Below are 23,251 nucleotides of genomic sequence, written 5' to 3'. Positions count from 1 at the left end.
AGCTCAGGACGCCGCGTTATCCAGAAGCCGCTGCTTCAGCGCCCGCGCAGCCGCTTCAGGATCCTCGGCCGCGGTAATAGCCCGGACCACGACCACCCGGCTGGCTCCGGCCTCCAGCACCTCCGGCAGGCGCTCCTCGTCGATGCCGCCGATGGCGAACCACGGGCGGGTCGGGTGGGCTTCGGCGGTGGAGCGGATCAGGTCTATGCCGGAGGCGGTGCGGTTGGGTTTGGTGGGGGTGTTCCAGACGGGGCCGGTGCAGAAGTAGTCGGTATGTTCGTCGATGGCGGCGAGTCCGGCCTGTGCGCGATTGTGCGTGGAGCGGCCGATCACCACGTCGGGGCCGAGCAGGTGGCGGGCATACCACGGTGGCAGGTCGTTCTGGCCGAGGTGCAGCACATCGGCACCGGCCGCGAAGGCGACATCGGCACGATCGTTCACCGCGACCAGCGCCCCGTGCCTGCGCGCGGCGGCCTTCAATTCGGCCAGCGCCCCCAGCTCCGCTTTGGCCTCCAGCGGCCCGAACTGCTTCTCCCCACGGGACCCCTTATCCCGCAGCTGAATGATATCGACGCCCCCGGCCAGGGCCGCTTCAGCGAAGCTGGCCAGGTCACCGGTGTCACGACGGGCGTCGGTGCACAGGTAGAGGCGGGCGGTCGCGAGGCGCTCGCGCGGCGGGACGGGCCGATTCGGGTGGGACGGTTGCACCCCTTCGACGGTAGTCGCGCACCCGGTGCGTGCCAATTTCAGATGCACGATCCGTATGAGTCCGCACTGCGGCCGAGCTGACCGAGCCTTGTGGTGGGGTAGGTCGCCAGCCGCGCTACCGTGGGTAGTCGTAGTAGCAGCCGGGTGCGGTATCGGTGGAACCAATGATTCCCGCAGCGCCCGTCGAGAAGGTCGGCCCGTCCGGCCGAGTGAGGTGGAGTAGGTGCGGACCCTGGCCGTCGTCGGTGGCGGCGTAATCGGCCTGTCGGTGGCCTGGCGGGCCGCCGAATCCGGGTGGGCGGTCACCCTGTACGACCCATCGGTCGGCTCCGGTGCCTCCTGGGTGGCCGGCGGCATGCTGGCCCCGCTCTCCGAAGGCTGGCCGGGAGAGGATGCCGCCCTCGAATTCGGTGCCGCCTCGCTGGCCCGCTGGCCCGACTTCGCCGCCCGACTACGCGCGGCCACCGGCACCGATGTCTTCGTCGCCGACGAAACCCTCACCGTCGCCCTGGACGCCGCCGATGCCGCCGACCTCCGCACCATCGCCGATTGGGTGAACCCCCGCGCCCTGCCGCTGCTGGCTGCCACCCAGCCCGGCTCGGAAGCGCGCGGGCACGAGCTGCGACTGCTGGATCGTGCCGGTGTGCGCGAAGCCGAACCCGGGCTCGGGCGCGGCATTCGCGCCGGCCTGTTGTCTCCTGCCGAACCAGCCGTGGACAACCGCCGATTGGTATCCGCGCTGCGGGAAGCCTGTAGTGCCGCCGGGGTGGAGCTGCGGGCCGAAAAGGTGGACGCGCTCGACGGTGTGGCACAGGACCGGGTCGTCCTCGCCACCGGTGCCGCCGCGGCCCGACTCTGGCCCGACCTCCCGGTACGCCCGGTGAAAGGCGAGATCCTGCGCCTGCGTCGCCGCCCCAGCGCACAGCCACCGCCGCGCCGCGTGATTCGCGCCCGCGTCCACGGCCGCCCGATCTATTTCGTCCCCCGCCACGATGGAATCGTGCTCGGCGCAACACAATACGAGGCCGGTTTCGATACCGTGGTAACCGTCGGGGGAGTGCGGGACCTGATCACCGATGCCGAGATCGTCTTCCCCGGTATCGGCGAGTACGAGTTCGCGGAGGCCACCGCCGGTTCGCGGCCGGGCACCCCGGATAATCTACCGCTGGTAGGCGCACTCGACGATCGCGTGATCGCCGCGACCGGTCACGGCCGCAATGGCATTCTCTGTGTCCCGGTCACCGTCGACGCGGTCCTGTCCCTGCTCGCCGACAGCGAGCTCCCGGCGGCCCGGGCCGCCGATCCGAGGCGCTTCGAGACGCCCGCCAAGTCCCCCTCAGGAGGAGTCCGATGACCGCAATTCCAATCGGTGTCACCGTGAACGGCGAGAATCACACCTTCCCCGAACCGATTTCGGTGCGCGAACTGCTGCAGACATTGAACCTGCCCTGCCAGGGCGTGGCCATCGCGGTGGACGGCGCGCTGTTCCCGAAATCCCAATGGGACGACCAGGTCGGTCGCGGCTGGGAGATCGAGGTCCTGACGGCGGTGCAGGGTGGCTAGCGCGACGGCGCCCCTCGAAATCGCAGGGCGCACTTTCGGTTCCCGCCTGATTATGGGCACCGGCGGCGCGGAGAACCTCGCGGTGCTGGAGGAGGCCCTGGTGGCGTCGGGCACCGAGCTCACCACGGTCGCCATGCGCCGTGTCGACGCCGCGGGCGGCACCGGCGTCCTCGACCTGCTCAAGCGCCTCGAGATCGCCCCGCTGCCGAATACCGCGGGCTGCCGTACCGCAGCCGAAGCGGTACTCACCGCCCAGCTCGCGCGCGAGGCCCTCGAAACCGATTGGGTCAAACTGGAAGTCATCGCCGACGAGCGCACCCTGCTCCCCGATGCCATCGAATTGGTCGCCGCCGCGGAGCGATTGGTCGACGACGGTTTCACGGTGCTGCCCTACACCACCGACGATCCGGTGCTCGCGAAGCGTTTGGAAGATATCGGCTGCGCCGCGGTCATGCCACTGGGCGCACCCATCGGCACCGGCCTGGGCATCTGCAATCCGCACAATATCGAGATGATCGTCGAGGCGGCGAACGTCCCGGTCATTCTCGACGCCGGTATCGGTACCGCCAGCGATGCCGCTCTGGCCATGGAACTCGGCTGTTCCGCAGTGCTTTTGGCGACCGCTGTCACCCGGGCCCGACAGCCCGCCGTGATGGCCTCGGCCATGGCCCATGCGGTGGCGGCCGGTTGGCTGGCCCGGCAGGCGGGCCGTATCCCCAAGCGTTTCTGGGCACAGGCCTCGTCGCCGTCGCTGTGACCCACTGAGCAGCGATCGAACGCGTCCGGCCACCCGATCGGGCGCGTTACCGGTGGATGCCGCGTCATTGGTGGACGCTTGGAATCCCATTGGTCCGACTCCGCACAGTATCCGTACCAGCCGCCGGGGCTGGAGCTGATGCCGAGAGAAAGACCCCCAGATGAGAACCCCCACCCGCCCCCTCCGTCGCCTGGTGCCCTTAGCCGCCGCCGTCCTGGCCCTGGGCACCATCGGCGCGACCACCGCCATCGGTGACGCGTCCGCCGCCCCCACCGGTCGCGAGATCACCAAGTCCTGGAACACCATCTACCGCGGGGAATGCCAGCTGAGCAATGCCACCTGGAAGCTGCGGGACAATGGCACCGCCCGTTTCACCGGCACCCTGAGCAGCACCGACACCGACAATGCCTGGTTGATGTGGGCCGATGTGCGCAATAAGAGCGGTGCGGTGATGTTCCGTCTGCAGAATGTCCGCCCCGTCAATGCCGCCGATACCGGCAAATTCGTCTACAACATTCCGCGCAAGAACGACGGGTTCGAGTTCATCGCCGACGCGGTCTTCGATAAGAACCGCTTCGACGATATCGGCAAGATGACCCTGTTCTCGCGCTGCTGAACCCAGGGGTGTGCCGAGCTGTGTCGGGGGTTCGGTCATTCTGCGGGATGACCGAACCCGCGACCTGTGAGTGATAGTGCCGAGCCGGTTCTTCGGGAAGACTGGACCCCATGATCGAACTGAGGGGCCTGACCAAACACTACGGCCAGACCGTCGCGGTGTCGGACCTGTCGTTTTCGGTCCGCCCGGGGCAAGTGACCGGTTTCCTCGGCCCCAATGGGGCAGGGAAATCGACCACCATGCGGATGATTCTGGGTCTGGACACGCCGACCGCGGGTACCGCACTGATCGACGGCCAACCGTATAGCCAATTGGAGCGTCCGCTGACCAAGGTCGGCGCGCTGCTGGATGCCAAATGGGTGCATCCGAACCGTTCGGCCCGCGCGCACCTGCGCTGGATGGCCGCCTCCAATGACCTACCCGCCGCCCGCGTGGAGGAGGTGCTGCGACTGGTCGGCCTGTCCGAAGTGGCCGATAAGAATGCCGGTGGCTTCTCGCTCGGTATGTCGCAGCGACTCGGCCTGGCGGGCGCGCTCCTGGGCGATCCCCAGGTACTGCTGTTCGACGAGCCGGTGAACGGACTCGATCCCGAGGGCATCCTCTGGATCCGCCGCTTCATGCAGCGGCTGGCGGGGGAGGGCCGCACCGTCCTGGTGTCGAGCCACCTGCTCTCGGAAATGGCGCAGACCGCCGACCATCTCGTGGTGATCGGTCGCGGCCAGCTCATCTCCGATACCACCACAAAGGATTTCATCGAGCGCGCTTCGGAAGCCTCTGTGCGCGTGCGTAGTCCGCAACTGGATCAGCTGCGCAGCCTGCTCACCTCCAACGGTATGACGGTGCGTGAGGACGGCACGGACGGTGCGGCCCTGGTGGTGGCGAATGTGACCAGCGAAGCGGTCGGAAAACTGGCCGGTGCCAACGACATCACGCTCTATGAGCTGTCCCCCCAGCGGGCTTCGCTGGAGGAGGCGTTCATGCGGATGACCGGTGGTGCGGTGCAGTATCACGGCGCGGGCGCCGGTTACGACGATGTGATGGGAGGTGCGCTCTGATGGGAGTGCTCGCAGCGGAACGGATCAAACTCACGTCGACCCGGTCGCCGTGGTGGTGCTCGGCGGTCGTGGTGGCCCTGGGGATCGGACTGTCGGCGCTGATCGCGGCGGTATCGCGATCGGGTAAGGACAGTGGCGATGTGCCCGCGCTGGATGTTTCCTCCGCGGTGGTCAGCGTCAGCGGCTTCGGCATTATGGTGCTGATGATCATGGCCACCCTGTCGGTGACCAGCGAGTATCGATTCGGCATCATTCGTTCGAGCTTCCTGGCGACGCCGAACCGCACCAAGGTGATCTCGGTGAAGACCGGCCTGTTGGCCGTGTACGGAACCGTGCTCACCGCCGTGCTGTGTGTGGTCGCCTTCCTCATCACACGGGCCATCTACGGCGCGGCGCCGGGCCTGGAACTCAGCACGGCGGCCCAATGGCGCGCGCTGCTGGGTGTACCGGTATACGCCCTGCTCAGCATTGTTCTCGCCATTGGTGTGGGCGTACTCGTCCGCCAGTCCGCGGCCGCCATCTCGATCATCGTGCTGTGGCCACTGGTGATCGAACCGCTGCTCAGTGCCTTCGGCAGCTTCGGTCGCAATGTCGGGCCGCTGCTGCCCTTCATGAACGGTCAACGCTTCTATACGGAGATGTCGGCCTCGTCGGCGAACTGGCACTGGGGAGTCTGGGGAAGCCTGGCGTATTTCGCAGCGTTTGTCACAATTGTATTCGGAGCCGCGTTGTTCGTGCTGAACAAGCGCGACGCATAGACCCTGCCCGGGAGCCGTCGACCACTGCCCGGTCGACGGAAGGCATCGACCCGACGCGTTTCGCGTCGGGTCGATGTTGTATTCGGGCGTATCGGTTCGGAAAACAGTCTGTGAAGTTGTCGCTTCCGTCCGGAAAGGCCTGGCTTATCCAAGTGACCGGCGGGTAGCATCGCTTCAGCAACCAAGGCACTCGCACCAATCGGCGGGCCCAATGACGTGGCCGCCCGCACCGATAGGGAGGTGACAGGTGGCAACCATCCATCCATGGGTGACAGATCACGACTCATCCACCACTCGGCCGCCGCTGGGTTACGCTCGGGGCGTGAGCGAACGACCCTCCGGCGGCAGTGAATCCGCGTCCGGCGCGGACCGTGCGGACGGTAAGGGAAACGGTCGTCCCCGGCCCTCCGAAGGCCTCGGGGAACCGTCGCGTGCGCGGGAGCCGCGCATCGACCCCGAACTCGTCATTCCGCTGACGCCCGCCGATGACGACGAACCGGATCAGCGGCGGACAAACCGCCTGTCCGGCCAACTCTCGGCACTCATGTCCGCCGCGAATCAGCGCGGAGATCTCATCGGTGTCATTCGCAAGGCGCGCGAGAATCTGCCCGGCGACCCGGCTTTCGGTGATCCGCTGTCGGTTTCGGGTCCCGGCGGCGCGCGCGCGATGGCGCGGGCCGCGGATAAGTTGGTCGGCGATTCACCCAGCGCCGCACGTGAACTCGGTTTGGGTGCCCTCCAGGTATGGCAGGCCGTGCTGGAGCGGGTCGGCAAGGGCCGCGGCAATGCCGAGATCACGGTGATGTTCACCGATCTGGTGGCCTTCTCCAGTTGGTCCCTCGCCGCCGGTGACGAACAGACCCTCGATCTGCTGCGCCGGGTGGCCAGGGCCATCGAGCCGCCCGTCATGAATGGCGGCGGCCAGGTGATCAAACGCATGGGCGATGGCGTCATGGCCGTATTTCCGTCCGCCGACCGGGCGGTCAAGGCCGCGCTCACGGCAAAGCGGAATCTGGCCCGGGTGAATGTGGCGGGCTATACCCCGCAGATGCGGGTCGGCCTGCACACCGGCAGCCCGCGCGAGATCGGCGGCGACTGGCTGGGCCTAGACGTCACCATCGCCGCCCGGGTCATGGAGGCCGGCGGCAATGGCAACACCATGCTGTCGCACACCACCCTGGCGGCCCTGGAGCCGGAGACGCTCGCCGAGTTGGGTGTTGTCGTAAAGCCTTATCGCCGTAGCTTTTTCGCAGCGCCGCTGAGTGGCGTCCCGGAGGATCTGCGGATCTTCCGCCTGGATCTGGACTAGACGAGGTAGAGAATCGCCCCGGCTGCGGCCAGGGTTCCGCACACTCCGAGTCCGATTGCGAGCGGTCGGGCGGTTTTCCAGGTGCTGTATGCCCCGCCGATCAGGAATCCGGCGAGTGCGAGCAGAAGTACGGAGGCCACCCGGACAGTCTGCCGTGCGCTGTTGGACGACTGCGCATGCCCCCTTGGCATCCAGTCAGCAACCCATCATTCCGGCGCGCTTTTGGCCGGAATCCACCCTTGATCAGAAGTGGATCCCGGCCAAAAGCATGCCGGGATGACGGGCTGGGCGTGGGCCGGGGTGACCGATGGGGCGTACCGGGGGCCTGGCGGGAGGCGAGCCGTACCAGATTAACAAGCGGGCGTGCTTGATTTTTTCTGGAGTGGATGTGACCCTGTAACGGACCGCAGCGCTGATGCTGCGCCCGTGCACAGGAAGGGCTCGCGATGAGTCAGCTCGCGGCCGATCCGGAGCTTATCCGCATCGGCAACTGTTCCGGCTTCTACGGCGATCGCATGAGCGCCATGCGGGAAATGCTCGAAGGCGGTCAGCTCGACGTGCTGACCGGGGATTATCTCGCCGAGCTGACCATGCTCATTCTCGGCCGCGACCGCATGAAGGACGCCGACCTCGGTTATGCCAAGACCTTCGTCCGCCAGCTGGAGGACTGCCTGGGGCTGGCGCTCGAACAGGGCGTGAAGATTGTCGCCAATGCCGGTGGGCTGAATCCGGCGGGCCTGGCACAGCGCATCGGTGCGGTAGCCGACAAGCTTGGGCTGGCGGCGAAGGTCGGCTATGTCACAGGCGACGATCTGCTGCCCCGCGCGGGCGAGCTGGGGCTCGGTACGCCGCTCACCGCCAATGCGTACCTGGGTGCGTGGGGTATCGCCGAATGCTTGAACGCGGGCGCCGATGTGGTGGTGACCGGTCGGGTTACCGACGCGGCGCTGGTGGTCGGCCCCGCGGCTGCCCACTTCGGTTGGCGGCGCGATGATTTCGACGCCCTCGCCGGTGCTGTCGTGGCCGGACACGTCATCGAATGCTCGACCCAGGCAACCGGCGGTAATTTCGCGTTCTTCACCGAGATCGCCGATCTGGGGCGGCCCGGATTCCCGCTGGCCGAGGTGCGGCGCGATGGCAGCACCGTGATCACCAAGCACCCCGGTACCGGCGGTGCGGTCACCGTCGACACGGTGGAAGCGCAGCTCATGTACGAGATTCAGGGCGCGCGCTACGCCGGGCCCGATGTGACCACCCGCCTGGACGGCATCGCGCTCAGCCAGGAGGGGCCGGATCGGGTGCTGATCAGCGGGGTAACCGGTGAAGCGCCGCCGCCGCGGCTGAAGGTTTCGCTCAATACCATCGGCGGCTTCCGCAATGAGATGGCATTCATTGTGACCGGGCTCGATATCGAGGCCAAAGCCCAACTGGCGCAACGGCAGTTGGAGTCCTGGCTGCCCGTCCGTCCGGCGGAGCTGGAGTGGACACTTTCGCGACTGGACCGGCCGGACGCCGATACCGAGGAGCAGGCCAGTGCCCTGCTGAAGTGCGTGGTGCGCGATCCCGATCCGAATAAGGTCGGGCGCGCGTTCTCCAGTGTCGCAGTGGAATTGGCGCTGGCCAGCTATCCCGGATTCTCGCTGACCGCGCCGCCCGGCAACGGTGGACCCTACGGCGTCTTCACGCCGGGATACGTGGACGCGAGCGAAGTCGCGCATACAGCGGTGCTGCCGGATGGATCCACCGTACCGATCGCGCCCGCCGCCGAAACCCTTCCGCTGGCCGAGGTCGCCGAACCCGCACTGCCGCAGCCGCTTCTGCACGGTGAGACTCGCCGCGTACCCCTGGGCACCATCGCGCTGGCGCGCAGTGGTGACAAGGGCGGCAATGCCAATATCGGCGTCTGGGTGCGTACCGAGGACCAGTTCCGCTGGCTGGTGCACACACTCACGGTCGACGAATTGCGGCTGCTGCTACCGGAAACCGCGAAACTCACCGTCACCCGGCACGTACTGCCGAATCTGCGCGCCGTGAACTTCATTGTCGAAGGACTGCTCGGACAGGGTGTCGCCTATCAGGCGCGCTTCGATCCGCAGGCCAAGGGGCTCGGAGAATGGCTCCGCGCTCGACACATCGATATTCCGGTGGAGCTGCTGGCATGACCGCCCGGGGGCCGGAGGCGGCAGCGCAGCGTAACCACGGAGGACCCCAGGTCATGCCCGAGAGGACACAGTCATGAGCACCGGTTACGTGAATCCCTGGACTACGCCCGAGCGGCGCGAATTGCGCGCTACCGTGCGCGGTTTCGTCGAGCGTGAGGTGCTGCCGTACCTCGAGGACTGGGAGCGCGAGGGCGCAATTCCCCGCGACCTGCACAAGAAGGCGGGTGCGCTGGGACTGCTGGGTATCCAATTCCCGGAGTCGGTCGGCGGTTCCGGCGGTGATGGTATCGACGCCGCCATCGTGTGCGAGGAAATGCACTACGCGGGCGCATCCGGTGGCCTCTTCGCCTCGCTGTTCACCTGCGGTATCGCGGTGCCGCACATTATCGCCTCCGGAAACTCCGAGCACATCGAGCGCTGGGTGAAACCGACCCTGGCGGGCGAGAAGATCGGTTCGCTGGCCATTACCGAACCCGGTGGCGGCTCCGATGTCGGGCATCTCACCACCACCGCGGTGCGTGACGGTGACGAGTACGTCGTCAATGGCTCCAAGACCTTCATCACCTCCGGTGTCCGCGCCGACTACGTGGTGACCGCCGTGCGTACGGGTGGTCCGGGCGCGGCCGGTGTTTCGCTGCTCGTGGTGGAGAAGGGCACGCCCGGCTTCACGGTCAGCCGCAAGCTGGAGAAGATGGGCTGGCTGGCCTCCGATACCGCCGAGCTGTCGTATGTGGATGTGCGCGTACCGGTTTCGAATCTGGTCGGCGTCGAGAACAGCGGATTCGCCCAGATCGCTCAGGCTTTCGTGAGTGAACGCGTCGGGCTGGCGGCCCAGGCATACGGGCACGCACAGCGCTGTCTGGATCTGACCCTGCGGTGGTGCCGCGATCGCGAGACCTTCGGTCGCCCGCTCATCAGCCGTCAGGCCGTACAGAACACCCTGTCGGAAATGGCCCGGCGCATCGATGTCGCACGGGTCTACACCCGGCACGTGGTGGATCGCGCCGCCCAGGGCGATAGCGACCTCATCGCCGAGGTCTGCTTCGCCAAGAACACCGCGGTCGAAACCGCCGAATGGGTTGCGCACCAGGCGGTTCAGCTCTTCGGTGGACTCGGCTACATGCGCGAGTCCGAGGTGGAGCGCCACTACCGCGATGTCCGCATCCTCGGTATCGGGGGCGGCACCAATGAGATTCTGACCAGCCTCGCGGCCAAGCGATTGGGGTACCAGTCTTGAGCATCCTGCGCACCTCTGTGGACCCGAAAACGGCGGATTACCAGGCCGCCGCCGAGGCCATGACCGCGAAGTTGACCGAGGTCGAGGCCGAATACGCCAAGAATATCGCGGGCGGCGGCCCGGACAAGATGGCGCGACATCGCAAGCGTGGCAAGCTGACCGCCCGCGAACGCATCGAACTGCTCATCGACGAGGATTCACCATTCCTGGAGCTGGCCCCGCTGGCCGCCTGGGGCAGTGACTTCCATGTCGGTGCCAGCGTTATCGCCGGTATCGGCATTGTCGAGGGCGTCGAATGCATGATCGTGGCACCGGATCCCACGGTGCGCGGCGGTACTTCGAATCCGTGGACACTGCGCAAGAACCTGCGCATGAACGATATCGCCCTGGAGAACCGCCTGCCGGTCATCGGTCTGGTGGAATCCGGCGGTGCCGATCTACCCACGCAGAAAGAGGTTTTCGTCCCCGGCGGGCGCATGTTCCGCGATCTCACCCGACTCTCGGCGCAGGGCATTCCCACCATCGCCCTGGTCTTCGGCAACTCCACCGCCGGTGGTGCGTACATCCCCGGTATGTCCGACTACACGGTCATGATCAAGGAGCGCTCCAAGGTCTTCCTCGGCGGCCCGCCGCTGGTCAAGATGGCCACCGGTGAGGAGTCCGATGACGAATCCCTCGGCGGTGCCGAAATGCACTCCCGGGTCTCGGGTTTGGCCGACTACCTGGCCGCCGACGAACAGGACGCCATTCGGATCGGCCGCTCCATTGTGCGTCGGTTGAACTGGCAGAAGGCGGGTCCCGCACCACGTCCGCGCACCGAGGTCATCGAGCCGCTCTACGACTGCGAGGAACTGCTCGGCATCGTGCCCACCGATCTCAAAATCCCCTTCGATCCGCGCGAGGTCATTGCCCGCGTGGTCGACGGCTCCGATTTCGACGAGTTCAAACCGCTCTACGGTTCCAGTCTGGTCACCGGATGGGCCGAGTTGCACGGCTATCCGGTCGGCATTCTCGCCAACGCGCGCGGCGTACTGTTCTCCGAGGAAGCGCAGAAGGCGGCCCAGTTCATTCAGCTGGCCAATCAGATCGACACCCCACTGCTGTTCCTGCACAACACCACCGGCTACATGGTCGGCAAGGAGTACGAGCAGAAGGGCATCATCAAACACGGCGCGATGATGATCAACGCGGTGTCGAACTCCAAGGTGCCGCATATTTCGGTGCTCATGGGCGCGTCCTACGGCGCGGGCCACTACGGCATGTGCGGTCGCGCCTACGATCCGCGCTTCGTCTTCGCCTGGCCCAGTGCCAAATCCGCTGTTATGGGTGGTGCGCAGCTGGCGGGCGTCATTTCGATTGTCGGTCGGGCGGCCAACGAGGCCAAGGGTATTCCCTTCAACGAGGAGCAGGACGCCGGTTTGCGCGCCATGATCGAGGCGCAGATCGAAGCCGAATCGCTGCCCATGTTCATGTCGGGACGCCTCTACGACGATGGCGTCATCGACCCCCGCGACACCCGCACGGTATTGGGAATGGCCCTGTCCGCCATTCACAATGCCCCGATCAAGGGCGCTGAGGGCTTCGGCGTCTTCCGAATGTGAGGCCGGTCGTGCAAATCACCAGTGTTCTTGTCGCCAACCGCGGTGAGATCGCGCGGCGGGTATTCGCGACCTGTCGTCGTATGGGCATCAGCACCGTCGCGGTGTACTCGGATGCCGACGCCGCGTCACCGCATGTGGCCGAGGCCGATGCCGCCGTCCGCCTGCCCGGCAATACACCCGGCGAGACCTACCTACGCGGTGAGCTGATTATCGAGGCGGCGCTGTCCGCCGGTGCCGATGCCGTTCACCCCGGCTACGGATTCCTCTCCGAGAACGCCGATTTCGCGCGCGCCGTACAGGCCGCCGGACTGGTGTGGATCGGCCCGCCGGTGAGCGCCATCGAGCAGATGGGCTCCAAGGTCGAGTCCAAGAAGATGATGGACGCCGCCGGAGTGCCGGTCCTGACCGAACTCGATCCGGCCGAGGTCACCGCGGCACAGCTGCCGGTGCTCATCAAGGCCTCCGCCGGTGGTGGCGGACGCGGTATGCGCGTGGTGCGCGACCTCGCCGACCTGCCCGGACAGCTGGAAGCCGCACGGCGGGAAGCGGAATCGGCGTTCGGTGATCCCACCGTGTTCTGCGAGCGCTACCTGGAGACCGGGCGGCATATCGAGGTGCAGGTCATGGCCGATACCCACGGTGCCGTGTGGGCGGTGGGTGAGCGCGAGTGCTCCATTCAGCGACGACACCAGAAGGTGGTGGAGGAAGCACCCTCACCACTGGTGGAGCGGGTTGACCACATGCGGGAGCGGCTGTTCGAAGCCGCGCGACTGGCCACCGAGGCCATTGGCTACGAGGGTGCGGGCACCGTCGAATTCCTGGCCGACGAGCAGGGCGAATTCTTCTTCCTGGAGATGAATACTCGCTTGCAGGTGGAGCATCCGGTCACCGAGCAGACCACCGGACTCGATCTGGTGCGGCTGCAATTGCAGGTGGCCTCCGGACGTCCACTGCCGACCCGGCAGCCGGAACTGCGTGGCCACTCCATCGAGGTGCGGCTCTACGCCGAGGATCCGGCGCACGACTGGCAGCCGCAGAGCGGCACCGTGCACCGCATCGAGATCCCCGGCACCACCGGGGAATTCACCGTCCTCGCGGAGCCGGGCGTACGCCTGGATACCGGTGTAGTGGACGGCTCGGTGGTCGGCGTGCACTACGACCCCATGCTGGCCAAGGTCATTTCCTTCGCCGAAACCCGGGACGAGGCCGCACATCTGCTGGCATCGGCCCTACAGCGGGCCCAGATTCACGGCCTGGTGACCAACCGAGACCTGCTGGTGCGGGTACTCCGGCACGAGGCCTTCCTGGCCGGGGATACCGATACCGCCTTCTTCGCCACCCACGGCCTGGACAAGCTGTCCACCCCACTGGTGTCCGAGGCCGACGAGAAGCTGTCCATTGTGGCGGCGGCGTTGGCCGAATCGGCCGCCAACCGCGCGGGTGCGCGGGTCGCCCCCGGTCTGCCCAGCGGCTGGCGCAACCTGCCCTCGGTACCGCAGTCCAAGTCGTATGAGAGCCGGGTCAGTGGCAAGCACGAGGTGCGCTACACCCTGACCCGTGCCGGTCTCGAGGTGGAAGGGCAGCCGGGACTCGAACTCATCGAGGCCACCCCGAAGTCCGTGGTGCTGCGGATCCCCGGTGAGCGTGGCCCGGTGCAGCGCCGTTTCGAGGTCGCCCGCTACGGCGATGTCGTGGCCATCGATTCCCCGCTGGGTCCGGTGGCTGTGCGCCGCCTCCCGCGCTTCGAGGATCCGGCCGACCAGGTGGCGGAGGGCTCACTGCTCGCGCCCATGCCCGGCTCGGTCATTCGCCTCGGGGCCGAGGTCGGCGCGCAGGTGAGCAAGGGGCAGCCGATTCTGTGGTTGGAGGCGATGAAGATGGAACACACCATTGCCGCGCCCACCGACGGCATCCTCACCGAACTGAATGTCGCGGTCGGTCAGCAGGTCGAAGTAGGCGCTGTGCTCGCCGTTGTGCACAACGAAACCCAGGAGTAGGCAATGAGTTTCATCGAAACCGACGAACAGAAGGCACTGCGGGCCGCCGTCGCCCAGCTGGCCGCCAAGTACAACTTCCGCGACTACGTGCGCCCGAAGGCCATGAAGAACGAGCCGCTGTCGGAACTGTGGGACGAGGCGGGCGAACTCGGCTTCCTCGGCGTCAACCTGCCCGAAGAGTACGGCGGTGGCGGCGCGGGTATCTACGAACTCGCGATCGTGCTGGAGGAATTGTCGGCCCAGGGTGCGGGTCTGCTGCTCATGGTGGTCTCGCCCGCCATCTGCGGCACCATCATCACCAAGTACGGCACCGAGGCGCAGAAGCAGAACTGGCTGCCGCGCATCGGTGACGGCACCGCCAAGATGGTGTTCGGTATTACCGAACCCGATGCGGGCTCCAACTCGCACAAGATCACCACCACCGCGCGCCGGGACGGCGACGACTGGATCCTCAACGGCCGCAAGATCTTCATCTCCGGGGTGGACCAGGCCGAGGCGGTGCTCATTGTGGCCCGCACCGAGGACGCCAAGACCGGCAACCTCAAGCCCGCGCTCTTCATCGTGCCGACCGATGCCCCCGGCTTCGTGAAGAACCGCCAGGAAATGGACATTATCGAGCCGGACAGCCAGTTCACGCTGTTCCTCGACGATGTGCGGCTGCCCGCGACGGCCCTGGTCGGCCAGGAGGACGCGGCCATCGCGCAGCTGTTCGCCGGTCTGAACCCGGAGCGCATCATGGGTTCGGCCATGGCGGTCGGTATGGGCCGCTACGCCATCGACCGGGCCGTGGAGTACGCCAAGGAACGGCAGGTGTGGAAGACGCCGATCGGTGCGCACCAGGGCATTTCGCATCCCCTCGCACAGGTCAAGATCGAACTGGAACTGGCCAAGCTGATGATGCAGAAGGCCGCCGTGCTCTACGACTCCGGTGACGACTTCGGTGCCGCCGAGGCCGCCAATATGGCGAAATACGCTGCGGCGGAGGCCAGTATCAAGGCCCTCGATCAGGCCATTCAGACGCACGGTGGTGCCGGTCTGACCGCCGATGTCGGTCTCGGCGGCATGCTCGCCGCCTCGCGCATTGCCCGCGTCGCCCCCGTCAGCCGCGAAATGATCCTCAATTTCGTGGCGCAACACTCGCTGGGTCTGCCGCGGTCGTACTGAGCCGCCGAGAAGATCCGCGAAAGACCCACAGCAGCAGGAGTATTCGATGAGCGATACGACTTCCACCGAGACCGCCCCCTACGTGCGCTACGACGTGCGCGACGGATTCGCGGTGCTCACACTGGATTCGCCACATAACCGCAACGCCCTGTCGTCGCGAATGGTGACGGAGCTGCTGGCGGGTCTGGAACGGGCGGGGGAGGACCGGGCCGTTCGCGGCGTGGTCCTCACCCACACCGGCAATACCTTCTGTGCCGGTGCGGATTTGAAGGAGGCCCTGGACGCCGATCCGGCGGCCGCCGCCGATATCCGCACCCGGTGGGCGGTGCAGGTACTGCGCCGAATTCTGGAACTTCCGAAACCCGTGGTGGCACAGATCGACGGCAATGTGCGGGCGGGCGGCATGGGGATTGTCGCCGCCTGCGATATCGTCGTCGCCGGTCGCGGCAGTAGTTTCGCGCTCACCGAGGCGCGACTCGGACTCGCCCCCTTCATTATCTCGCTGACGCTGCTACCGCGAATGACCTCGCGGTCGGCCGCCCGGTACTTCCAGACCGGCGAGAAATTCGACGCCGCCGAAGCCGAGCGCATCGGCCTCATCACCGTGGCCGCCGACGACCCTGCCGCGGAGGTCTCGCGACTGCGCGGCGAACTGCGACAGGGTTCGCCGCAGGGCCTGGCCGAGAGCAAGCGCCTCACTACCGCCCACATCCTCGCCGAATTCGATCGATCGGCCGATGACCTGGCCAAGCGCTCCGGCGGCTGCTTCGGAACCCCCGAGGTCATCGAGGGCATGACGGCCTTCTTTCAGCGCCGCCCGCCGAGCTGGGCAGAATAGCGATCATGGCGACACCCCACGAGCCCAAGCAGGACCGCAGCCGGGCCACCCGGCAGCGGCTGCTGGAGGCCACCATCGACTGCCTCGCCGAAACCGGCTGGGCGGCCGCCACGGTGGCCGTGGTCGCCGAACGCGCCGGGGTGTCGCGCGGTGCGGCCCAGCATCACTTTCCCACCCGTGAGGACCTGATCACCGCCGCGCTGGAGTACATGTTCGAAACTCGGATGGCGCAATCCAAATCCGAGGCGCTCGCCCTGGGCGAGGTAGCCGAGGGTGCGGGCCGCACCCAGGCGGTGGTCGCCTCCCTCGTCGAGTCCTACACCACGCCGCTGTTCAAGGCAGCGTTGCAGGTGTGGACCCATGCCGCCGCCGATCCGGCGCTGCGCGAACGAATTGTGCCGATGGAGGCGCGCTTCGGTCGGATCTCGCACCGGATGGCCGTCGAGGCGCTCGGGGTGGACGACACCGACCCGGTGACCCACCATCTGGTGCAGGCCACCCTCGACCTGGCGCGCGGGCTCGGGCTCGCCGACGTGCTCACCGATGATTCCCTGCGGCGCAAGGAAATCGTCCAGCAGTGGGCGAACACCCTGCACAGCGCCCTGCACGCGCCGCGCTGAAATTATTTTCGCGCGGATGTCACACCCGCGCGGGCTGCCTCGTCGTCTCTGTAGAAACCAAGGACGAAGGAGCAGGGATCATGAGCAAGTCGATGAAGATCGCGGTGGCCGGAGCGACCGGACGGCTGGGACGCCACGTGGTGGAGGTGCTGAACGAGCAGGGCCACGAGGTCGTCGCCTTCTCCCGCGCCAATGGGGTGGATATCGAAACCGGCGCGGGTCTGGTCGAGGCCCTCGACGGTGTACAGGTGGTCATCGACACGTCGAGCACCCCGTCCGCCGATCAGCGGATCGCCACGGAGTTCTTCACCGCCTCCGCTCACAACCTGCACGAAGCGGGTAGCACGGCCGGGGTCGAGCGCTTGATCGCGGTGTCCATTGTCGGCATCGACAAATCCGAGGCGGGCTACAACGCCGCCAAGCTCGCCCACGAGCGCGCACTGCTCGACGGGCCGTTGCCGACGCAGATTCTGCGGGCCGCGCAGTTCCACGAGCTGGTCGAGGTCATGCTGGGGTGGGGTACCCAGGGCGACGTCGCCTACCTGCCGAATATGCGCACCCAGTTGGTCGCGGCGCGCACGGTTGCCGAGGCGCTGGTCGATCTGGCCGTGCGTCCGGCCGAAATCGCCGTCGGCCCGTTCCTGGAGGTTGCCGGACCCCAGCCGGAGACCATGGCCGGTGCGGCCGCCCTGCTCGCGGAGCGGCTCGGCAATGGGGTTCGCGTGGTCGAGGTCAGCGATCCGGAGAACCCGGATCGTGAGCAGTTCGAGGACGGCACCCTGCTCCCCGGCGCGCACGCGTACCTGGCCGGTCCCACCTTCGCGGAATGGGCGCGGGCCAACCACCTTGTCTGATCGGACTACCAGCCGAAAGTCTCTGCCAGGTCGATGGTTTCGTCATCCCAGCGTTGTTCGATCGCTTCGCGTTCCCGCGCTGGGAGATTCGGGGTCCAGCCGACTCGACGCCAGAAGGATTCACGGTGTGCGTCGCTGAGCGGTAGCGGGCTCAGCGGAATGGGATCGGCCATGGCGACATCCCTGAATGTGCTGTGTTCGTGGTGAATTCAGCGTAAGACGCGCGAACGAGGTAGACGCCCGCTTCCGAGGAAGCGGGCGTCTACCGGTCTTGATGGGGGCTGCGAGCTTCACTCGTGCAATCGCCAGAGCGGGGAGACCGGGCCGTGGCCGGCACCCAGGTCGTAGGCGGCTTCGAGACAGCGCCGCGTCCACTCCTTGGCGAAGGAGAAGGCATCGGGCACCGAATATCCGTGCGCGAGAGCGCAGGCCAGGGCCGCGGCCATGGTGTCGCCGCCGCCGTGGTCATTGCCGGTGGGAATGCGCGAGGCGGTGATCTCATGGAAGGTCTCACCGTCGAACAGCAGGTCGGGGCTATTGGCCGACCCGCGCAGGTGCCCGCCCTTCACAATCGCCCAGCGCGGCCCGAGCGCGTGCAACGCCTCGGCGGCCTGCCGGGCGGTGCGATCATCGATCACCTCGATGCCGGTCAGGAGCCGCACCTCGTCGAGATTGGGTGTGACCACGGTGGCCAGCGGAAACAGCGTGTACCGCACGGCATCCAGGGCCTCGGCGTGCAGCAGCGGATCGCCGTGCATGGACGCCGCCACCGGGTCCACGACGAGTGGGATGTCGCCGTCGCGCCCGATTCCGACCTCCCGGCACACCCCCGCCACGGCTTCGATAATCGCCGTCGACGCCAGCATCCCGGTCTTGGCCGCCCCGATCCCGATATCGGTGACCACGGTCCGCACCTGGTCGGCCACGATATGCGCCGGGATCTCGTGGAAACCGCTGACACCCAGTGTGTTCTGCACCGTCACCGCGGCCACCGCCACACACGCGTGTACCCCGCACATGGCCATGGTGCGGCTGTCGGCCTGAATTCCCGCGCCGCCGCCGGAGTCGGTTCCGGCAATGGTGAGCACGCGAACCGGAGTCTTGCCATTCGGAGTCAGCGGTAGCAGTTCCACGCACCAGACCCTACGTGGCGTGCGGCCCGGAGCGGGAGCCCCGCCGCAGTTCTGCAAATGAAAACCGTTACCATTAAGATATGACCTCAGCCCAGCCCATCGCCCCGCTGCCCGTAACCGTGCTTTCCGGCTTTCTCGGTGCCGGGAAGACCACCTTGCTCAACCACATCCTGGCCAATCGCGAGGGCCGTCGGGTGGCGGTCATTGTCAATGACATGAGCGAGGTGAATATCGATGCCGCGCTGGTCGCGGGGCAGGGGCACCTGGATCGGACCGAGGAGAAACTGGTCGAGCTCACCAATGGCTGCATCTGCTGCACGCTGCGCGAGGACCTCATCGAATCGGTCGGCAAGCTCGCGCGCGAGGGGCGCTTCGACCAGCTGGTGATCGAATCCACCGGAATCTCCGAACCCATGCCGGTGGCCGCCACCTTCGAATGGGAATTCGAGGACGGGTTCAAACTGGGCGATGTCGCCCGGCTCGACACCATGGTGACCGTGGTCGACGCCTCCACCTTCCTGCCCGAGGTGGTGCGCGGGCAATCCCTGGAGGATCGGGAAATGCAGGCGGGCGAGGGTGATGCGCGCACCATCTCCGACCTGCTCGTCGATCAGGTGGAGTTCGCCGACGTGCTGATCATCTCCAAGACCGACCTGGTGAGTGCCAATGCGGTCGGCAGTGTGGAGGCCACCATTCGCCGCCTCAATCCCCAGGCCAAGATCCTGCGTGCGGTCAACGGCTCGGTCGATCTGGCGGAAGTGCTCGATACCGGTCTGTTCAATCCGGACCTCGCCGCCGAAACCGCGGGCTGGGATGAGGAATTGGCGGGCGGGCACACCCCGGAGACGGAGGAATACGGTATTCGCAGCCTCACCTACACCGCCGAGCGGCCGTTCCACCCCGAGCGCCTCGACGACGCCCTGACTCAGCTGCGAGGCCTCTTGCGCAGCAAGGGTTTCTGCTGGCTCGCCAGCCGCGCCGATATGGTCGCCATCTGGTCGCAGGCCGGACCGAACCTCACCTTCGAACCCGCCGCGTTCTGGTCCGCGCTGAACGAGGTGCCCGGATCGGAGATCGTCTTCATCGGTGTGAAGCTGGACCGCGAGAAGGTACGCGGGTTGCTCGACGCGGCCCTGCTCACGGACGCTGAATTCGCTGCGGGACAACAGGTCTGGGCGAGCTACCCCGACCCGTTCCCCGCCTGGGGCGATATCCACGAACACGCCTGAGGGGAATCCCCGTCCCTACGTCCCGATCCCGAATCCCGTCACCTCGGCGTGCTGCCCTCTTCGTCATCCCGGCATGCTTTTGGCCGGGATCCACACCCCCGAGGCCCGCAGCTCACGGTGTGGATTCCGGCCAAAAGCGCGCCGGAATGACGGGATGCGCAGGAAGCAGGTGTAGGTGCTGCGGCGAGGCCGGGACCCATTGCCGGTCAGCTCAATTCGAGATCGCCGGGGTGCGCCGCACATAGGTCGGGTCATCGAGCTGTTCCACCAGGAACGCCGCGATATCCGCTCGCGAGATCTTCAGTTCGAGCCCCTTCGCACCGACTCCGAAATCGCGCTTGTACGCACCCGTGCGCGGGCCGTCGGTGAAGGCACTGGGTCGCACAATGGTCCACTCCAGATCGGAAGCCCGCACGTACCCCTCCTGCACATTGTGGTCGGCCATGGCCTTGCGCAGCAGCATCCCGAACAGGATGTACTTCCACAGGAAGTTCAGATTCCCGTGGCTGTCGCCCGCGCCCAGCGTGGTCTGGCAGATGAGCCGCTTCACCCCGGTCCGCTCCATGGCCGCCATCACGGTGCGGGTGCCCTCGGCGCGCACCACGCCCTTGCGGCCGGAACCGAGGCAGACGATAACGGCGTCCTGGCCGATGACCGCCTGCTCGACCGCGGCCGGATCGAGCACATCGCCCACCACCACGCGCAGTCGCTCATGGGTGGTGCTGACATTCGCGGCGGACCGGGTGAAAGCGGTGACCTCATGACCCTGTTCGAGCGCCCCGGTGACGACGTGGCGGCCGAGGGTGCCGGTGGATCCGAAAATAGCTACTCGCATTGTCGTGCTCCTTGAAATCCGTTGTGACTTTGTTGAATTCAGTACATCAACGGAGAGTCCCGGGAACCATCGTCGTGCGTCTCGCAGACATACGTCAGGAGCTCGGTTCCCCACCTCGCCGAGACTTCAGCGCGCGGCTGAGAGCCGTTGAGCTCCCCCGCCTCCCCGAGACTTCAGCGCGCAGTTCAGAGCCGTCGACTGTTCGCACGCGTGCCGACGGCTGGAGTCGAGCCGATTTGGGCCTACCCGGTGAGTTACCCCGATTCTTGCGAAATCAGCTGTCGCGGACCGAGACGTAGGGGCCGCGGTCGTCGCCGCGGCCCCTACGCGTTCTTATCGCTGATCAGCGCAGCTGCCCGAAGAACTCCCGGATGTCGGTGACGATCACCTCGGGTGCTTCGTGTGCGGCGTAGTGTCCGGCCGCGTCGTTCGGGCCACCTGTCTCGGATCCGGCGTCATAGGAGTTCCAGCGGACGATGTTCTTGTGGTCGCGCTCGGCGAAGCGGCGGATCGACTGGAAATCGCCCTTGAACATGGCCAGCGCGGTCGGCACCGTGGTCGGCTCGGTCGGGTGTTCGGCGGTGTGCGCGTCCTCGTAGTAGAAGCGCAGGGACGAACCCGCGGTCCCGGTCAGCCAGTAGATCGCCACATTGCCGATCACGAATTCCGCGTCGAGGCCCTCACCGAAAAGCTGTGCGTTCCAACCGAGTAGCCCCAGCGGCGAATCGGCCAGCGCGTAGGCCAGGGTCTGCGGCTGCTGGCTGTGCAGGGTGTTGAACGCCATCTTGTTCTCGTGGAACCACTGCAGGTGCTGCAGCGCCGCCATATCCTCCTCGGACATCCCCTCGAACTCCGCCGGATCCCCGGACGGGAACGAGAACAGCTGGGTGACATGGACGCCGATCACCTTGTCCGGCGCGATCCGGCCCATCTCCGGCGAGACCATCGAGCCGCCGTCATTGCCGATCGCGCCGTACTGCTCGTAACCGAGACGGCTCATCAGTTCGACCCACGCCTGCGCCGTGCGGTACCGGCTCCACCCGGTGCTGCGGGTCGGGCCGGAGAAACCGAAACCGGGCAGCGAGGGGATGACCAGGTGGAAGGCCGGATCCTCGGCCGATTCGGGTTCGGTCAGCGGGGCAATGACATCGAGGTACTCGAGCACCGAACCCGGCCAGCCGTGCGTGAGGATCACCGGCGTCGCATCCTCTCGCGAAGACCGGATGTGCAGGAAGTGGATGTCCTCGCCATCGATCTCGGTGGTGAATTGCGGATGGGCATTGAGTTTGGCCTCCAGTGCCCGCCAGTCGAATTCCGCCAACCAGTACTCGGCCAGGGTCCGCACCCGGTCGCCGGAAACGCCGTACGCGTCGCCGACACCCGGCAGCTCGTTCGGCCACAGCGCCCGGCGCAGCCGGTCGGCCAGGTCGTCGAGCTGAGCCTGGGGGACGTCGATGCGGAAGGGGCGGATGGCGTCGGCGGTGTGAGTCATTTGTAGCTCCTCTGTGGAACGGAATGTTTCGTTCTGTTCTAACCGTAACAGAACGGAGCATTCCGTTTCAAGTGTTATGGTGAAGTCATGCCCGAAACCGTTGAAGTACCAGCTCAGCGCGCCCTGCCCGGCCGCAAGGCCCAGGCCGCCCGCAATGATGAACGCATCCTGGAGGCCGCCCGCGAGGTCTTCCTCGCCGATGCCGCCGCCCCCATCGCCGCCGTCGCCGAACGCGCGGGCGTCGGCATCAGCGCCCTGTACCGCCGCTACTCCAGCAAGGAGGTGCTGCTGCGCACCCTCTGCCACGAGGGGCTACGCCGCTACAACACCGAAGCCGAAGCGGCGCTGCGGGATTCCGACGGTTGGCAGGCGCTGGTGGACTTCCTGGAACGGGTGGTGGACGCGGATGTCCACTCGCTCACCACGCATTTGGCGGGCACCTTCACCCCGGAACCCTCGATGTTTCCGGACGTACAGCGCGCGGGGGAGTTGAACGACGAGATCATTCGTCGCGCCCACGAATCCGGCCGCCTGCGCGCCGGTGTCACCACCGCCGACCTCGGCCTGATCCTCGAGGCCTGTGCCGCCATCACCCTGCCCGACAAAACCCGCTCCGCACAGCTGCGCCGTCGCATTCTGGCCATGCTGGTGGACGGGCTCGCCGCCTCGGGAAAACTCCCGGGCCCGGCGCCGGAGCCGGGCGAATTCGCCGGACGCTGGCAGCCGGGCCGCTGAAATCCAGCGCGGATTCCCTTGCGAGAACTATCGTTTCGACGGGGGGATCGCCTCGAAACGGAGGACCCATGAACTGGACTCTCGAAGTGGTCATCGTTCCGGTGACGGACGTGGACCGCGCCAAGGATTTCTACAGCAATCAGCTCGGCTTCACCGTCGACCACGACACGAAGATCGCCGACGGTGTACGGGTCGTGCAGCTCACCCCGCCCGGATCCGGTTGCTCCATTGTGATCGGCGAGGGTGCGGTGCCCAAGATGGAACCGGGCTCGATCAAGGGCCTGCAACTGGTGGTGCCCGACCTGAAACAGGCGCATGCCGAGTTGGTCGCGCGCGGCGTCGCGGTCAGCGATATCCAGGTCTTGGGCGAGAATCCCAGGCCCATGCCCGATCCGCTCGACAATGTCGGCTTCGTATTCTTCGACGACCCGGATGGGAACAGCTGGGGCGTGCAGCAGATCTCGGCGCTCGCCTGAATCGGCCGCGCGCATCTGCGCTCGCCACTCACCGGAGTGGACGAGATCATCCGTCACGCGCCGACTTTTTGGGCGCGATGTAGCTGCGCCGCGTGTGCGACCGCGTCCCACC

The 23,251-nt window shown here is 66.6% G+C and carries 24 protein-coding genes; 18 read left to right on the top strand and 6 right to left on the bottom strand.

All coding sequences use genetic code 11. The features are described 5' to 3' along the window. Positions 1 to 3: 3 nt before the first annotated feature. Positions 4 to 708 (bottom strand): thiamine phosphate synthase, encoded by a 705-nt coding sequence (thiE, locus tag NU1_RS36945; RefSeq protein WP_067528885.1) that lies wholly within the window; start codon positions 706 to 708, stop codon positions 4 to 6. Positions 709 to 931: 223 nt separating this feature from the next. On the opposite strand from thiE, the gene thiO reads away from it, so the two are divergent. From thiO to NU1_RS36910, 7 genes are all read left to right on the top strand, one after another. Then, positions 932 to 2,062, top strand: a complete 1,131-nt coding sequence (gene thiO / locus NU1_RS36940) for a glycine oxidase ThiO (RefSeq protein ID WP_170264364.1) — start codon at positions 932 to 934, stop codon at positions 2,060 to 2,062. Further along, a complete protein-coding gene (thiS, locus tag NU1_RS36935; RefSeq protein WP_067528884.1) occupies positions 2,059 to 2,271 on the top strand; it encodes a sulfur carrier protein ThiS in 213 nt (70 codons plus the stop codon). The genes thiO and thiS overlap by 4 nt, the downstream gene beginning before the upstream one ends. Further along, positions 2,264 to 3,028, top strand: a complete 765-nt coding sequence (locus NU1_RS36930; protein ID WP_067528883.1) for a thiazole synthase — start codon at positions 2,264 to 2,266, stop codon at positions 3,026 to 3,028. Before thiS ends, NU1_RS36930 begins: the two co-directional genes overlap by 8 nt. 160 nt (positions 3,029 to 3,188) lie before the next feature. Then, positions 3,189 to 3,644, top strand: coding sequence for a DUF6294 family protein (locus NU1_RS36925; protein WP_157553499.1), 456 nt, complete (start codon positions 3,189 to 3,191; stop codon positions 3,642 to 3,644). Between the two features lie 110 nt (positions 3,645 to 3,754). Next, positions 3,755 to 4,699: an ABC transporter ATP-binding protein gene (locus tag NU1_RS36920; RefSeq protein ID WP_067528881.1), complete on the top strand. Its 945-nt coding sequence runs from the start codon at positions 3,755 to 3,757 to the stop codon at positions 4,697 to 4,699. Next, positions 4,699 to 5,457 carry an ABC transporter permease gene (locus NU1_RS36915; RefSeq protein WP_067528880.1) on the top strand — a complete coding sequence of 253 codons (759 nt, stop codon included), beginning with the start codon at positions 4,699 to 4,701 and terminating at the stop codon, positions 5,455 to 5,457. The genes NU1_RS36920 and NU1_RS36915 overlap by 1 nt, the downstream gene beginning before the upstream one ends. Before the next feature lie 322 nt (positions 5,458 to 5,779). Continuing rightward, on the top strand, positions 5,780 to 6,766 hold the full coding sequence (locus tag NU1_RS36910; protein ID WP_371859875.1) for an adenylate/guanylate cyclase domain-containing protein: 987 nt from the start codon (positions 5,780 to 5,782) through the stop codon (positions 6,764 to 6,766). Here the strand turns inward: NU1_RS36910 and NU1_RS36905 are convergent. Beyond that, on the bottom strand, positions 6,763 to 6,906 hold the full coding sequence (locus NU1_RS36905) for a CG2302 family histidine operon protein (protein ID WP_245720481.1): 144 nt from the start codon (positions 6,904 to 6,906) through the stop codon (positions 6,763 to 6,765). The genes NU1_RS36910 and NU1_RS36905 overlap by 4 nt on opposite strands. A gap of 306 nt (positions 6,907 to 7,212) precedes the next feature. On the opposite strand from NU1_RS36905, the gene NU1_RS36900 reads away from it, so the two are divergent. From NU1_RS36900 to NU1_RS36865, 8 genes are all read left to right on the top strand, one after another. Next, entirely contained in the window at positions 7,213 to 8,928 is a 1,716-nt protein-coding gene (locus tag NU1_RS36900) for an acyclic terpene utilization AtuA family protein (RefSeq protein ID WP_067528878.1), read from the top strand. 73 nt (positions 8,929 to 9,001) lie between these two features. Next, positions 9,002 to 10,165: an acyl-CoA dehydrogenase family protein gene (locus NU1_RS36895; protein WP_067528877.1), complete on the top strand. Its 1,164-nt coding sequence runs from the start codon at positions 9,002 to 9,004 to the stop codon at positions 10,163 to 10,165. After that, positions 10,162 to 11,766 carry an acyl-CoA carboxylase subunit beta gene (locus NU1_RS36890; RefSeq protein WP_067528876.1) on the top strand — a complete coding sequence of 535 codons (1,605 nt, stop codon included), beginning with the start codon at positions 10,162 to 10,164 and terminating at the stop codon, positions 11,764 to 11,766. The genes NU1_RS36895 and NU1_RS36890 overlap by 4 nt, the downstream gene beginning before the upstream one ends. 8 nt (positions 11,767 to 11,774) lie before the next feature. Further along, on the top strand, positions 11,775 to 13,763 hold the full coding sequence (locus NU1_RS36885) for an ATP-binding protein (protein ID WP_067528875.1): 1,989 nt from the start codon (positions 11,775 to 11,777) through the stop codon (positions 13,761 to 13,763). Between the two features lie 3 nt (positions 13,764 to 13,766). After that, positions 13,767 to 14,927 carry an acyl-CoA dehydrogenase family protein gene (locus NU1_RS36880; protein WP_067528874.1) on the top strand — a complete coding sequence of 387 codons (1,161 nt, stop codon included), beginning with the start codon at positions 13,767 to 13,769 and terminating at the stop codon, positions 14,925 to 14,927. 46 nt (positions 14,928 to 14,973) lie between these two features. Further along, complete coding sequence (locus NU1_RS36875) at positions 14,974 to 15,765, top strand: enoyl-CoA hydratase family protein (protein ID WP_067528873.1); 792 nt, start codon at positions 14,974 to 14,976, stop codon at positions 15,763 to 15,765. A gap of 5 nt (positions 15,766 to 15,770) precedes the next feature. Then, the gene (locus NU1_RS36870; RefSeq protein WP_067528872.1) at positions 15,771 to 16,385 is read left to right on the top strand and encodes a TetR/AcrR family transcriptional regulator; all 615 of its coding nucleotides are present in this window, start codon (positions 15,771 to 15,773) and stop codon (positions 16,383 to 16,385) included. Positions 16,386 to 16,465: 80 nt separating this feature from the next. Further along, the gene (locus NU1_RS36865) at positions 16,466 to 17,239 is read left to right on the top strand and encodes an SDR family oxidoreductase (RefSeq protein ID WP_067528871.1); all 774 of its coding nucleotides are present in this window, start codon (positions 16,466 to 16,468) and stop codon (positions 17,237 to 17,239) included. A gap of 5 nt (positions 17,240 to 17,244) precedes the next feature. Here the strand turns inward: NU1_RS36865 and NU1_RS42435 are convergent, their stop codons facing one another. After that, the gene (locus tag NU1_RS42435) at positions 17,245 to 17,412 is read right to left on the bottom strand and encodes a hypothetical protein (protein WP_169815194.1); all 168 of its coding nucleotides are present in this window, start codon (positions 17,410 to 17,412) and stop codon (positions 17,245 to 17,247) included. Between the two features lie 117 nt (positions 17,413 to 17,529). Further along, a complete protein-coding gene (thiD, locus tag NU1_RS36860) occupies positions 17,530 to 18,372 on the bottom strand; it encodes a bifunctional hydroxymethylpyrimidine kinase/phosphomethylpyrimidine kinase (RefSeq protein WP_067528870.1) in 843 nt (280 codons plus the stop codon). Positions 18,373 to 18,452: 80 nt separating this feature from the next. Here thiD and NU1_RS36855 point away from each other — a divergent pair, with 80 nt between their 5' ends. After that, positions 18,453 to 19,601, top strand: a complete 1,149-nt coding sequence (locus tag NU1_RS36855) for a GTP-binding protein (RefSeq protein ID WP_067528869.1) — start codon at positions 18,453 to 18,455, stop codon at positions 19,599 to 19,601. 211 nt (positions 19,602 to 19,812) lie between these two features. On the opposite strand, the gene NU1_RS36850 is transcribed toward NU1_RS36855, so the two are convergent. Beyond that, a complete protein-coding gene (locus NU1_RS36850) occupies positions 19,813 to 20,436 on the bottom strand; it encodes an NAD(P)-dependent oxidoreductase (RefSeq protein WP_067528868.1) in 624 nt (207 codons plus the stop codon). 343 nt (positions 20,437 to 20,779) lie between these two features. After that, complete coding sequence (locus NU1_RS36845) at positions 20,780 to 21,928, bottom strand: epoxide hydrolase family protein (protein WP_067528867.1); 1,149 nt, start codon at positions 21,926 to 21,928, stop codon at positions 20,780 to 20,782. Between the two features lie 87 nt (positions 21,929 to 22,015). On the opposite strand from NU1_RS36845, the gene NU1_RS36840 reads away from it, so the two are divergent. Both NU1_RS36840 and NU1_RS36835 read left to right on the top strand, forming a co-directional pair. Beyond that, positions 22,016 to 22,663: a TetR/AcrR family transcriptional regulator gene (locus NU1_RS36840; RefSeq protein WP_067528866.1), complete on the top strand. Its 648-nt coding sequence runs from the start codon at positions 22,016 to 22,018 to the stop codon at positions 22,661 to 22,663. Positions 22,664 to 22,731: 68 nt separating this feature from the next. Then, on the top strand, positions 22,732 to 23,139 hold the full coding sequence (locus tag NU1_RS36835) for a VOC family protein (RefSeq protein WP_067528865.1): 408 nt from the start codon (positions 22,732 to 22,734) through the stop codon (positions 23,137 to 23,139). Positions 23,140 to 23,251: the final 112 nt, after the last annotated feature.

The sequence above is a fragment of the Nocardia uniformis NBRC 13702 genome (assembly GCF_001613345.1).
Taxonomy (GTDB): domain Bacteria; phylum Actinomycetota; class Actinomycetes; order Mycobacteriales; family Mycobacteriaceae; genus Nocardia; species Nocardia uniformis.
Note: the sequence above shows the minus strand (reverse complement) of the source record. Positions and strands in the feature narration are given on the sequence as shown.